The 13310-nt window shown below is 55.3% G+C and carries 12 protein-coding genes; 8 read left to right on the top strand and 4 right to left on the bottom strand.

The genetic code is table 11. From position 1 onward, the window contains the following. The first annotated feature begins 165 nt into the window (after positions 1-165). Complete coding sequence (locus AAF463_RS22635) at positions 166-1440, top strand: Glu/Leu/Phe/Val dehydrogenase (protein ID WP_217547614.1); 1275 nt, start codon at positions 166-168, stop codon at positions 1438-1440. A 75-nt stretch (positions 1441-1515) separates the two neighbouring features. On the opposite strand, the gene AAF463_RS22630 is transcribed toward AAF463_RS22635, so the two are convergent. Further along, the gene (locus tag AAF463_RS22630) at positions 1516-1806 is read right to left on the bottom strand and encodes a hypothetical protein (RefSeq protein ID WP_101761060.1); all 291 of its coding nucleotides are present in this window, start codon (positions 1804-1806) and stop codon (positions 1516-1518) included. 362 nt (positions 1807-2168) lie between these two features. Between AAF463_RS22630 and AAF463_RS22625 the strand changes: the two genes are divergently transcribed. Together AAF463_RS22625 and AAF463_RS22620 are read left to right on the top strand one after the other, a co-directional pair. Beyond that, positions 2169-2381, top strand: a complete 213-nt coding sequence (locus AAF463_RS22625) for a hypothetical protein (protein WP_101761059.1) — start codon at positions 2169-2171, stop codon at positions 2379-2381. An 81-nt stretch (positions 2382-2462) separates the two neighbouring features. Then, positions 2463-2909, top strand: a complete 447-nt coding sequence (locus AAF463_RS22620; protein ID WP_350262162.1) for a tautomerase family protein — start codon at positions 2463-2465, stop codon at positions 2907-2909. 101 nt (positions 2910-3010) lie between these two features. Here AAF463_RS22620 and AAF463_RS22615 read toward each other — a convergent pair whose 3' ends face one another. Genes AAF463_RS22615 through AAF463_RS22605 form a run of 3 tightly spaced genes read right to left on the bottom strand, consistent with a single transcriptional unit; the run spans position 3011 to position 7397 of the window. Continuing rightward, a complete protein-coding gene (locus tag AAF463_RS22615) occupies positions 3011-4813 on the bottom strand; it encodes an ABC transporter ATP-binding protein (RefSeq protein ID WP_350262161.1) in 1803 nt (600 codons plus the stop codon). Then, positions 4810-6252, bottom strand: a complete 1443-nt coding sequence (locus AAF463_RS22610) for a M81 family metallopeptidase (RefSeq protein WP_350262159.1) — start codon at positions 6250-6252, stop codon at positions 4810-4812. Before AAF463_RS22610 ends, AAF463_RS22615 begins: the two co-directional genes overlap by 4 nt. An 11-nt stretch (positions 6253-6263) precedes the next feature. Next, the gene (locus AAF463_RS22605; RefSeq protein WP_350262157.1) at positions 6264-7397 is read right to left on the bottom strand and encodes an ROK family transcriptional regulator; all 1134 of its coding nucleotides are present in this window, start codon (positions 7395-7397) and stop codon (positions 6264-6266) included. 201 nt (positions 7398-7598) lie between these two features. Between AAF463_RS22605 and AAF463_RS22600 the strand changes: the two genes are divergently transcribed. From AAF463_RS22600 to AAF463_RS22580, 5 genes are all read left to right on the top strand, one after another. Further along, the gene (locus tag AAF463_RS22600) at positions 7599-9134 is read left to right on the top strand and encodes an ABC transporter substrate-binding protein (RefSeq protein WP_271460535.1); all 1536 of its coding nucleotides are present in this window, start codon (positions 7599-7601) and stop codon (positions 9132-9134) included. 18 nt (positions 9135-9152) lie between these two features. Then, positions 9153-10073 carry an ABC transporter permease gene (locus AAF463_RS22595; protein WP_350262156.1) on the top strand — a complete coding sequence of 307 codons (921 nt, stop codon included), beginning with the start codon at positions 9153-9155 and terminating at the stop codon, positions 10071-10073. Then, positions 10073-10939 (top strand): ABC transporter permease, encoded by an 867-nt coding sequence (locus tag AAF463_RS22590; protein ID WP_350262155.1) that lies wholly within the window; start codon positions 10073-10075, stop codon positions 10937-10939. Before AAF463_RS22595 ends, AAF463_RS22590 begins: the two co-directional genes overlap by 1 nt. Then, positions 10936-11880, top strand: a complete 945-nt coding sequence (locus AAF463_RS22585; protein ID WP_350262154.1) for an ROK family protein — start codon at positions 10936-10938, stop codon at positions 11878-11880. Before AAF463_RS22590 ends, AAF463_RS22585 begins: the two co-directional genes overlap by 4 nt. Before the next feature lie 148 nt (positions 11881-12028). After that, positions 12029-13261, top strand: a complete 1233-nt coding sequence (locus AAF463_RS22580; RefSeq protein ID WP_101761051.1) for an MFS transporter — start codon at positions 12029-12031, stop codon at positions 13259-13261. Positions 13262-13310 lie beyond the last annotated feature (49 nt).

The following is a 13310-nucleotide window of genomic DNA, read 5'->3' as shown; positions in this document are numbered from 1 at the left end:
TTAGTTATTCATTTATTCAGGCATTTTTGTGTCGAAAAAGTTAAACCCCTCTTATTTGGCCTGACCCGCTTGTCTGAAAAGGTGTTAAATTACTTTCCGTCTAGTGCAATGCATTACCTTTCCACGTCTTTTCAATATAAATAACTCTGAACCTACAGGCTTCTCATGGAAAAGTTATCTTACGCTTCTGAAAGCAGTACATCTCCCTGGACTACCTACCTGAGCCAAATTGACCGTGTTGCGCCTCATCTTGGTGAATTGTCTCGCTGGATAGAAACCCTGCGTCACCCCAAAAGAGCACTGATTGTCGACATCCCGGTGCAGATGGATGACGGCTCGATTCGCCACTTCGAAGGCTATCGCGTACAGCACAATCTCTCACGCGGGCCGGGCAAAGGGGGCGTGCGTTACCATCCTGCTGTCGATTTGAATGAAGTGATGGCGCTATCCGCCTGGATGACCATCAAGTGTGCGGCGGTTAACCTGCCTTATGGCGGCGCCAAAGGCGGCATCCGTGTCGATCCGCACTCGCTGTCTGAAGGTGAACTGGAGCGATTAACCCGCCGCTACACCAGTGAAATCGGCCTGATTATTGGCCCGCAGAAAGATATTCCCGCACCCGATGTCGGCACCAATGGCAAAGTGATGGCGTGGATGATGGATACCTACTCCATGAATCACGGCACCACCATTACCGGGGTGGTCACTGGTAAACCGATCCATCTGGGCGGCTCGTTAGGGCGTGAGAAAGCGACGGGGCGTGGCGTATTTATTACCGGTCGGGAAGTGGCACAACGCTCCAATATCACCATTGAAGGCGCACGCGTGGCGCTGCAGGGCTTTGGTAATGTCGGTAGCGAAGCCGCGCGTCTGTTCGCCGAAGCCGGTGCGCGTGTGGTGGTGATTCAGGATCACACCGCAACCTTACTCAACGAAGGCGGTATTGACTTAGCCGCGTTGACTGCATGGCAGATCGAACATAAACAGATTGCTGGCTTCCCTGGCGCGCGAGAGATCGACAGAGAGCAGTTCTGGACCACCGCCATGGATATTCTGATCCCGGCGGCGCTGGAAGGACAAATTACCCGCGAGCGCGCAGAAGTTATTAGTGCCAAACTGGTACTGGAAGGGGCAAACGGCCCAACTTATCCGGATGCAGATGATATGCTCGCGAGTCGCGGCGTGCAGGTGGTGCCAGACGTAATCTGTAACGCTGGCGGGGTAACGGTGAGTTACTTCGAATGGGTGCAGGATATGGCGAGTTTCTTCTGGAGCGAAGATGAGATTAACCAGCGTATGGACCGCATCATGACCCAAGCCATGGTTCACGTTTGGGACAAGGCCGCCGAAAAGCGCTGCTCGCTGCGCACTGCCGCTTATATCGTTGCCTGCGAACGTATTTTACTGGCACGTAAAGATCGCGGTATTTATCCGGGCTAATTAATTATATTTTAAGTTTGTTTAAATTAAAGGATAAACGCCTTCGTAGTGGGCAGAGGGCGTTTATCTTCGCTATTAAGCGAGGTTTACGCCGCGTAAACCTGACCAGCACCTTGCGGCGGATTGAGTAATCATCACCGAAGGATCCTCACTGAACTCGCTCACCAAAGTCACCACCCGGTCGGTTAAACTCCTTATATTCTCGCTGCCTACATAAACGTATTCATTGGTGGGTAACACATAAGTGTAGCCTTTCTCGCACACCAAGCTACGCGCGAAACCATTCTCAAGCATCGCATAGAGCAATTCAATTTGCGCGCCAGCGGTGGGTTCTTTCAATTCGATACGGATAGTATAACTGAGCATGATATTATCTCCGGTGGCTTAATTTAAGTTTACTTAAGTTTAATTGACCAGAAATGAATTTCATTTTTTTAAGATAAATCTTAGCGCGAATTTATAAGTGATGACCGCCGTTAACAGTAAATACTGGCCCTATTAAGCGCAGCGACAAAAAGGGTTAAATAATAGTTATTAAATTACTCTTTTATTACGTTCGGCTTAAATAAGTTTATTTTTAATTAAAGACAGCCGACTCCACGCAGACTATAATTATTTTATGGCTCACTTTGGGCTGATTACTAAAAAGTGTACAAATAGTATCCGCAACGGGCGATTTTAAAGATTTTTATTAATTAGTATTTATCTCTGCCCATGAGGAGTAGCGGATGAACTTAAGCATCACGGATTTTTATGTCTTTAGTCAGGCAGATACAGAAGGGTGCTGCAATCTGCACCGCGATAGTTGCCGCCTGGCTCCTGCCTATGATAATCGTGTGTTCATGGGATCATTTTATTCTCCTGACCATGCCTGGCAATATTTCCACACGCATTATCCCAACAGCCGAGCGGTATTTTGCTTGTTATGCATGAAAGAATAATGTGTGAAAAACCTTCTGCCTGAAAAATAGCGGCAGAAGGTTGTATTTAACTTTAACGAGCAGGACAGAAACTGGCCAGCAATGGATGTTTTACCCGCTAGCACAACGCATCTAAGCCGTTCCAACCTCACTGTGATGAATATAGCCTGCCACCGCACGCCGCGTAAGCTGCCCCAGCATCTGCTGCGCACCATCTGCTGCATTGTGCTGACACAGTGCGATGCCCATATTTCCCGCAGCGGGCAGCAACGCATTCAGGTGATTGAATCGCTGGCGGCGCCGCGCTTTATCTACGATCGCCATTATCTCAGCGGTGGTCGTAGCGATCGCTATGTGTTGCTGAACATTGTGGCAGGCAAACCGCGCAGCGCGGAACAGAAGCGGGCAACCTATCGGGTGTTGAGTGAACGGCTGCAACAGCGGCTCAATCTCGATCCCAATGATTTAATGATCATCATCCAGCAAACCCAGCCCGAAGACTGGAGTTTTAGCGGCGGGAAGATGTTGGATTTGGGGATGATAGTTTAGAGCCGCACAAATCGTAGCGGCGCGGTATATCGCGCATTGGTGCATAAACTTCATGCGTAATAAATCGCGCCGCTACAGCGTGTACGCTTTGTAAAAAGCAGTCATTCCATTACCCAATGCCCCTCACTCACCTCACGATAACGTCGCGCTTCGGGCACAAATCCCAATGCACGCACCGGGCTTTTCAGCTCGCTGATGTCAATCTGGCGCTTCACATGACGGCGCGCCGGATCGGGCACCGGCACCGACGACAGCAATTTACGCGTGTAATCATGCTGCGGATTTTCAAATATTGCCGCGCGCGGGCCGATCTCGACGATTTCACCCAGCAGCATCACCGCCACGCGATGACTGATGCGCTCAACCACCGCCATATCGTGGGAAATAAACAGATACGACAAGCCAAGGCTCTGTTGCAGGTCGAGCAGCAGATTGATGATTTGCGCTTTCACCGTGACATCCAGCGCCGACACCGATTCATCGGCGATGATCATTTTTGGATCAAGCATCAATGCGCGAGCGATGCAGATACGCTGGCGCTGGCCGCCGGAAAATTCGTGCGGATAGCGTTTCATCATGTCAGCGGATAACCCGACGCGCTCCATCAGCGAGGCGGCTTTCGTGCGCGCCTCGGTTTTGCTGCCTAAGCGATGTTGCAGAAAAGGCTCGGTCAGCGCTTCCAGCACCGACATGCGCGGATTGAGGCTGGCAAACGGATCCTGAAAAATCATCTGCATGGCGCGGCGCAAAGTGCGCAGCTCATGAGCAGAAAGATTCAGTACGTCGTAACCATCAAAGGCCACTTCACCCGCGTCGGGTGTGACGAGGCGCGTCAGTGAACGTCCGGTGGTGGATTTTCCACAGCCCGATTCACCAACCAGCGACAAGGTTTCGCCCGGCATTAGATCAAACGAGATGTTCTCCACCGCATGTACCGCGCCGGTTTTGCGGCTGAATACGCCTTCGTGGATGCTGAAGCGGGTGCTGAGATTTTTAACCGACAGCAGCGGCTGCTGCGATGTCGATACAGCGTTGGTCTCAGATGCGTCGCGCTGGTCAAAGGAAAACTTACGCGGTCCAGCAATGCCGCGCATCGCGCCAAGCTGCGGCACGGTCGCAATCAGCGTGCGGGTGTAATCCGCAGCGGGCGCGGAAAAAATCGCGGCGGTGGTGCCGGTTTCCATCACATCGCCTTGATACATCACCAGCGTGCGATCCGACACCTCTGCCACCACGCCCATATCGTGGGTGATAAACAGCACCGCCGTGCCTTCCTCTTCCTGCAACGTCTTAATCAGGTCAAGAATCTGCCCCTGAATGGTGACGTCCAGCGCGGTGGTCGGTTCATCGGCAATCAGCAGTTTTGGCCGCAGCGCCAGCGCCATCGCAATCATCACGCGCTGGCGCATGCCACCGGAAAAGTGGTGCGGATAATCATTGAAGCGTTTCGCCGCGTTGGGAATACGCACTTTCTCCAGCAGCCGAATGGTCTCTTCACGCGCGACGCGTTTACTGATTTTACGGTGATTGATCAGCGCCTCAGCAATTTGATTGCCGATGGTGAACGACGGATTCAGGCTGGTCATCGGCTCCTGAAAAATCATCGCCACCGCATTGCCGCGAATGTCACGCATGGCGGATTCGCTCAGCGTCAGCAGATCGACGCCGTTCAGCAGCACTTTGCCGCTGACGCGCGCGTGGCGCATGTTGAGTAAGCGCATAATCGCCATCGAGGTAACGCTTTTCCCCGAACCGGATTCACCGACAATCGCCAGCGTTTCACCGGCATTAACGGTGAGCGACAGGTTCTTCACCACCTCGCGCCATTGATCCTCAACGCGAAAGGCAACGGTCAGATTTTCGATGCGCAGCACCGGTTCGACTGCTAAAGCGGGCGCGTTCATTTCGCTGCCATAAAGCGTGCCGATAAGTGGCTAACCGGCAGATAAGTGAAATCGGTATCGAACGGATAGGCGGGCTGTAATTTACGCTTGCGAGTTAAGCGTTCCACATATTGATCGACTACGCCTTCCGACAGCGCCATCAGGTTGGGATTGGCCAGCGGGGCCAGCTCCGGCGACAGATAACCGGACTTCACTACCACGATTTTGGCCGCTGCAGGATCGAGGCTGAGCAGGGCGAAATCCGCCAGATTGTGATAAGGACGGCGACGGTCGGCGACCACCAGCGTAATGCCGCCGGTTTGCAGCAGCGCCTGTTTCGCCAGCGAACGCGCATCATCGCTGAGATGCTTCACCACAAATTCGGCCTGCACTTTGCCGCCGGCCGGATCGAGTGATGCGCCGACATTCAGCGTTAAGCTTGCGCCAACGCCAGCAGCAAAGGCCGCGTCAGTGGCCGGTTTATCGGTGATTCCAGCCACGATCACCTGCTGCGCACCCTGGCGAATCAGTTCCGCCAACACATCCGCGCGATCGCCGACGCCGCCGCCGGTGGGATTATCCCCAGAATCAGCCAGAATCACCGGCGCGGTTTCGCTGGCGATGGCCATGCTGACGCACTCTTCAATGCTGCCGGTGACGCAGCCAAAACTAAATTCATCGCGCGCCTGCCAGTAAGCCAGCGCCAGTTTAGCCGCCTGTTCTGCCAGCACATCGGCATCGGTGCCGGTCATGATCGCGGCGGCGGTGGCGCGCGGTTCATCGGCCCAGACGTAACCGACCATCAGCGACGCATCCCAGACGTGCTCCAGCTGGTTTATCGCGGGCAAACGGGCATACAAACTTTTGGCGGGTTCATCTTCGGTGCTGGTGCGTTCACCGGGTAACACCACCGGAATCGGCGCCCACACCACGCCGGGTTTGACGCCGGTTTGCAGGCTTTTCACCAGCATCGATACCGAGCGGCGCATGGTCTCTTCCACATCAATGTGCGGCGCAGTGCGATAGGTCGAGAACATATCGATGGCATCGATGATGCGTTGCGTAACGTTGCCATGCAGATCGTAGCTGACGGTGATCGGGCACTCCGCGCCGACCAGCTCGCGCGTGGCGCTGATCCAGTCGCCTTCGGCATCTTCCATACCTTCAACATAAACCGCACCGTGCATCGCGAGATAAACGCCATCCACCGGCAAATGTGCCGTGAGGCGCGTCAGAAAATCCTGCTTAAAATCGTCGTAGGTGACGCGCGCCACCGGACCACCGGCGATGGCGCGCGCGTGGAAGGTCGGCAGAAACTCGGCATCATAATCCTGCAAAAAGGCGAAATAAGGATTGGTGGTCAGTTCATCCCCGCGCACGATGCGGAAGTCGTCGGCATAATTCAGCACCGGATTATAAGTACTGCACTCAGTATGAATGCCACCAAAAGCAATGCGCATAGCAGCCTCCGCTAGTCGGGTAAATGAATGATAAAACGATACGCCGCCACACTGGCTGCGGCTCTGGCCCAGCTCTCTTCGTTGATCACCATGCTGGCGATCGGTGTTTTGCCGATAATCGACGGCAGCACATGGCTGTCGATGGCCTGCATCACCACGGTTTTTAGCAATCCATCAAACGCATTGGGCTGATGCGCAATCACAATCAACTCGGGATCGTTCATCTGGATAATATTGGCGATGGATAAGCCCAGCGCATGACCGGCCTGATGCAAAATGGCAATCGCCGCGCTGTTACCTTTCACCGCCAGCGCTTCCAATTCGGTAATCGATTCACACTTCAGCGCTTTATCACGCACGCTTTCGCGGATGGCGGTTAACGAGGCCAGCGTATCGAGGCAGCCGCGTTTGCCGCAGCGGCAGGGACGTCCGCCGGGCTCGATGGTGCAGTGGGCGATTTCACCGGCAGCGCCGTGTGCGCCCCGATGCAGTTGGCCCTGAAAGAAATGCGCCGACCCAATGCCGTCACCGTGCGAGATCAGGGTGAAGTTGCGCGCCTTTTTTGCCACGCCGAAAATCTTCTCGCTCACCGCCAGCGCTTTGGCATCGTTTTCTAACGACACTTCCAGCCCGGTTTGCTGTTTCAGCAGTTCCGCCAGCGGCACGTTCTTCCAGCCCAGCAGCGCCGACTGCACGCAAATCGCCTGATGTTCATCGACAAAGCCGGAAAGCGTCACGCCCAGGCCAATCAGCTGATCCTGCGTAATTGATTTCTGCGCAATCAGATCCGGGATTGCCGCTGCAATGGTTTTGGCCAGCTGCGGCGGATCGAGATTCAACGGCATCTGGGTGGCGGCCAGCGTGCGGCCGTGCATATCAATCAGCACTAATACCACGCGTTCGTCCAGCAGCGAGGCACCGAGAAAATAGGCGCTGTCGGCACGCATTTTTAATAACACCGATGGGCGACCCTGGCCGCTGGATTCCGGAATACTCTCTTCCAGCAATCCGGCCTGCAGCATCTCTTTCACCAGCGTGCTAATTGCGGCTTTGCTTAATTTCATTTTTTCCGCAAGCACGGTGCGGCTCATGCCATGCGACGCAATAAGTAAGCGCAGAATTTGTTGCTGGTGGGCATTGAGCATTAAGGTTCTCACAGCGTTAGCACTATGCGCTGACAATAATAAGGACAGAAAACAAATACAACGCTATTTAGTTAAATTTCTGAATGCAGATCTGATTATAAGTAAATTATATGAACCAACCTATTGGCTTTTGTTTAGTGAGTGTGGCTTATATAGCGTGGATATTTCATCGATCATTTCAATGATTCATTGAGGGCCTTCATGGAAAGCAAAAATAAGCATTTCAAGGTACTGACGCTGGCTGGTTGTTTACTGGCGTCGATGGCGAGCGCCTCCGTTTTTGCCAGCCAGTTGGTGATCATGCAGAACGAACCGCCGCGTAGCATGGATCCCGGCAACCAAACCGCGACCTTTACCGGTACGGTGCTGGACCCAATGTATGAAGGCCTGACGCGGCTCGGTGATGACGGCAAAATCATTCCGGCACTGGCATTATCCTGGACATCCGATGACAGCGGACTTAACTGGACCTTTACCCTGCGACCCAATGTGAAATTCCACGACGGCACGCCCTTTAATGCCGATGCGGTAGTGGAAAACTTCCAGCGTCATTTAAATACGCAGCGCGGTTTAGCGGGTAGTGGGAAAATTCGCACCTTTGTTCAGGACGTGAAGAAAAAAGACGAACTTACCGTCACGTTTCAGCTGAAAAAAATTAATCCGGCTTTTTTAACTGTTTTAGCCTCCGGCCCAGGATTAATGGTAAGCCCAAAAGCGGACAAGGCGGGCAGTATTAACAATAAAGCCGACGGCACCGGGCCTTATAAACTGGTGCAGTACAAATCCGGTGAATATGTACTTGAACAAAAGAATCCCGACTATTGGGGGAAATCTTCCGGTCCGGATGAAATTAAATGGACGTGGAGCAGCGAGCCTTCAGTGATGAATATGGCGCTGCAATCGGGTCAGGTTGATATTATTAACCCGGTGCCGCCGCAGTTTGCCGGCATGTTAAAAAACAACGCCAACGTAAATCTTAAACAGTCGCCGGGCGCGGCGGTGTTCTGGGTCGATCTCAATACCCAAAGCAAAGCGCTGAGCGATGTGCGCGTGCGTCAGGCGCTGAATTTCGCCACCGACCAGCAGGCGCTGGTAAAAGCCATCATGTTTGGTTATGCGCAACCGGCAAACTCCGCGTTGGCACCGGTCGATCCCAACTACGACAAAAGCTTGCATGACTATCCGTACGATCTGCAAAAAGCCAAAGATTTGCTGAAAGCGGCGGGCTATGCCGACGGTTTCCCGATGTCGATTGCGGTGCAGGCGCCGGATGCGCGTACCGCACAAGTGCTGCAGGGCATGTGGAGCAAAATCGGCGTGAAACTTAACGTGCGCCAGATGGAGAGCGGCGTGTGGACCAAAGCAGCATTTGCTGATGGCAAAGAGAAAGCCGCGCAGGGCACCGATGCGGTGCTGGCGTCCTGGTCTTCCGGTTTATATGGCTCGGATCTGCAGCTGCGTCCGCTGTATCACACCAGCAGCTTTGCGCCGGGCGGGGCCAATCTGGGCTTCTTTAGCGACAAGCAAACCGATGATCTGATCGATACCGCCGCATCCACACTCGACGATGCCAAACGCAAAGATCTCTACTTCCAGGCGCAAAAACAGATCAGCGGATTAGCGCCGCAGGTGCTGCTGTTCTATCAGGACGATCTCTATGCCGCACGTAAAAATATCAGCGGCGTGGTTATGCAGCCGGGCGGACAAATCGTCGTGCGCGACGCAGTGAAGCAATAACCTCATGGCTGATGTGATATGAAAGCGTATGTCGCAAAAAAGGTGCTTTCGCTGCCGTTAATCATTTTGGGCGTGTCGATTATCGTGTTTATCGCCATCCGCGCGCTGCCGGGCGATCCGGCGCGGCTGATGGCGGGACCGGAAGCGCCGCAGGAAGCTGTGGACAGTATGCGCGTGCGGCTGGGGCTCAATCAGCCGCTGCCGCTGCAATATGTCAGGTTCGCGGCGGAAGCGCTGCACGGCAACCTTGGCTTGTCGTTGCAGTCGCAGCGTCCGGTGATGACGGAGATCAGCGAGCGTTTGCCGTACACCTTATCGCTGGCGGCGCTGGCGTATCTGCTGGCGATTGCGATAGGTGTTCCGGCGGGCATGACCGGCGCCATTTATCGCCAGCGGATTCCGGATCAAATCGTGATGGTGCTGACCATTGCCGGTGCGTCGATTGCCAACTTCTGGCTAGCGCTACTGGCGATGAATTACTTCGCCGTCGAGTTGGGCTGGTTACCGCTGCTGGGCGCCGATTCGTGGAAAAACTACATCATGCCCACGGTTACGCTGGCAATCCTGCCGATGGCGATGATCGCCCGCATGACGCGTTCCAGCATGCTGGATGTGCTGAGTCAGGATTACATCCGTACCGCCAGAGCCAAAGGATTATCTTCCGCCAGCATTAACTGGAAGCATGCGCTGCGAAATGCACTGATCCCGATTGTCACCATTGTGGCGCTCAACTTCGGCAGCCTGATTGGCGGCGCGGTGGTCACTGAATCGGTGTTCAATTGGCCGGGCATTGGCCGCTTGCTGGTGGATTCGGTGCGCTACCGCGATTATCCGGTGATTCAGGGCGTGACGCTGGTGGCCGTGACTGGCGTGGTGCTGATGAATCTGGTGGGCGAAATCCTGATTGGCTTGCTCAATCCAAAAATAAGGTTCGACTGATGAACAGCATTGATACTTCCGTGCTGCCGCCGCGTTCGCGCAGCCGACACCTGATCAGCACTTTACTGGCAAATCCGTCCATTGCCATCGGCGGTGCGTTAGTGCTGCTGGTGGTGCTCGCCGCCGCGCTGGCCCCGCTAATTACCCATTGGGATCCGGTGGAGCAGGATCTGCTCAACACCTTGCAAGCGCCGTCGGCCGTGCACTGGTTTGGCACTGACGATTATGGCCGCGATATTTTTTCACGCGTGATTTACGGCGCGCGTATCACGCTGTTTGAAGTGAGCCTCAGCGTCGCGATCTCCATGGTGATCGGTATTCCGCTTGGCATCATTTCCGGCTTAGCCGGACGCAAAATTGATGCGCTGATCATGTGGGTGATGGATATCATCTTCGCCTTTCCCGGCATCGTGCTGGCGATTTTGATCGTTAGCGTGCTCGGCGAAGGACTGACCAATATGCTGATCGCCATTTCGCTGTTTTCGATTCCGGTGTATGCGCGTCTGAGCCGCAACCTGACGCTGGGCCTGAAGAACATGGAGTACATCGAAGCGGCGCATATGCTCGGGGTGCGCTATCCGCGCATCATTACGCACTACATTCTGCGTAACTCAATTGGACCGCTGATTGTGCAATCCACGCTGACGGCGGGCGCGGTGGTGCTGTCCGCCGCCAGTTTGTCCTTCCTCGGTTTAGGCGTGCAGCCGCCGATGCCGGAGTGGGGCACCATGATGAGCGATGGGCGCAACTTCCTTGGCCTGAATATTTATGTGTCACTCTTTCCCGGATTGGCGATTTTGATTACCGTGCTGGGCTTCAATGTGTTGGGCGACGGTTTGCGTGATGTGATGGATAAACGTTTATGAGAAGACAATCTGCGGTGATTTGCCTCGATCTGGGCGGCTCTTTTATCAAGCTAGGCGTGATGAATGCGCAGGATCAATTAATCCTGCTCGATCAGCATAAAATTCCGGCTACCAGCTGGGACGATTTCACCGCGCTGGTACGTCGCATGATAGCCCAGCATCACCTGCAGTTTACCGCCAGCAGTGCGGTAGCGATCTCCACCGCGGGCATTGTGGCACCCGAAACTGGCGAGATATTTGCCAGCAATATCCCCGCGTTTCACCAGCACAGTTTGGCGAACGAGCTGGGCGCGCTGCTGCAACGCCGGGTGATTGTGCATAACGATGCCGACTGCTTCACGCTGGCGGAAGCGCTGGCGGGCGCGGGAAAAAGTCACAAAGTGGTGTTTGGCGCGATTCTGGGTTCGGGCGTTGGCGGCGGATTGGTGGCAGATGGGCGCATCATTACCGGGCAAAACGGATTGACCGGCGAATGGGGACATGGGCCGATCACGTTAACCGAAGTGGAGATTGATGGCGTCACGCGGCGACTGCCGCGTAAGGCGTGTCCATGCGGGCAAAAGGGCTGTCTCGACAGCTACGGCGGTGCGCGCGGGCTGGAAAATCTGCATCAGACGTTGCATGACCGCACGGCGAGCAGCATTGAGATCATCGAATGCTGGCAGCAGCAGGATGCGCTGGCGCAGCAAACCGTTCAGGCATGGCTGCAAATTGTCGGTCAGCCGCTGGCATACACCATCAATATCACCGGCGCGTCGCGCGTGGCTGTGGGTGGCGGATTGGCATCGGTGGCTCCGCTGATCGCGGCGTTAGATGAGGTGGTGCAGGGTTACGTATTGCGCCGCACCGTACATCGTCTGGTGGTGCCAGGTGAGTTCGCGCATCACGGCGGCATGATGGGCGCAGCGCTGTTGGCGCTGCAGAATACGCACACTCTGTAGCGGGGCGATTTATCGCGCAATGAATTGCGCCGCTACGGAAGCGGGATTTTGCGCTATCATAAGCCGCTCACTCTGCTCAGTCCTGACGATGATTGTTTCAGGCAATCACGATCCTGACTGAGTTCTTCACTTGCGGTTCGGAAAACTCATGTCATCAGTACAACCCCAACTTACTCAGCTGCCGGATGAGGCATCGCTGCCGCGTCAGAGCGTGCTAAAAGCTTTGTTCGCGCTCGGCACCGGCGGCTTTGCCATTGGTACCGGCGAATTCGTCATTATGGGACTGCTGCCCGATGCAGCCAAAGGTCTCAACGTATCGATCCCCTCGGCCGGGCATCTCATCAGTATCTACGCGCTGGGCGTGGTGATTGGTGCGCCGCTGCTGGCGGTGCTGGGCGCGCGCGCCTCACGTCGTAATTTCCTGATGACGCTGATGGGCCTGTTTGCCGCCGGCAACCTGCTGAGCGCCATAGCGCCGGGATACTACTCGATGCTGCTGGCGCGTTTCCTCGCCGGTTTCCCACATGGCACCTTCTTCGGCGTGGCGGCGCTGGTCGCAGCCGGTTTGGTTGAACGGCGCAAACGCGCGCAAGCGGTCTCGATGGTGCTGTTCGGCCTGACCATTGCCAACTTACTCGGCGTGCCCGCCGTCACCGCTATCGGCCAATGGTTTGGCTGGCGCGATGCCTTCGCCATTGTCGGCGGTCTGGCGCTGGTGACCTTGCTGCTGATCTGGCTGTGGGTGCCAAACGTAGCGGGCGACAAAAATGCCAGCCCGCTGCGCGAATTGTCGGCGCTGACGCGCAAACAGGTACTGCTGACGCTGGCGATTGGCGCGGTGGGCAGCGGCGGTTTGTTTTCGGTGTTTAGCTACGTGAAGCCGACCATGACCGAACTGGCGCAGATGCCGGTGAGCTGGATCCCGGCGGTGCTGGCGTTGTTTGGTTTAGGCATGATCATCGGTAACATCGCCGGCGGTCGTCTGGCCGATCGCGGTATTGAAAAGACTATCCGCATTTTGCTGATCTGGTCATTTTTGGTGCTCAGCGCCTTCGTATTTGCCGCGCATTATGCGCTGGCAGGTGCCATCAACGTCATGCTGGTGGGCACCATGGTGGCGCTGGCGGCGGTGTTGCAGATCCGTTTGATGGATGTTGCCGGTGATGCGCAAACCATGGCGGCGGCAATGAACCATTCGGCGTTTAACCTCGCTAACGCGCTCGGTGCATGGCTGGGCGGCGTGACCATTTCCGCTGGTCTGGGATGGCAATCCACCGGTTGGGTAGGCGCGATTCTGGCGGTGTTGGGTCTGCTGATCCATGCGGTGGCGATGCGCGATGCGCGCCGTAAATCGATTACCTTTGCACACGAAAGTCATTAACACCCTACCTACCGTAGCGGCGCGATATATTACGTATTGCCGGGATGGG

Source organism: Pantoea sp. BJ2, from assembly GCF_040255075.1.
Taxonomy (GTDB): domain Bacteria; phylum Pseudomonadota; class Gammaproteobacteria; order Enterobacterales; family Enterobacteriaceae; genus Pantoea; species Pantoea leporis.
The sequence above is the reverse complement of the archived record's forward strand: the minus strand, read 5'-3'. Positions and strand labels throughout refer to the sequence as shown.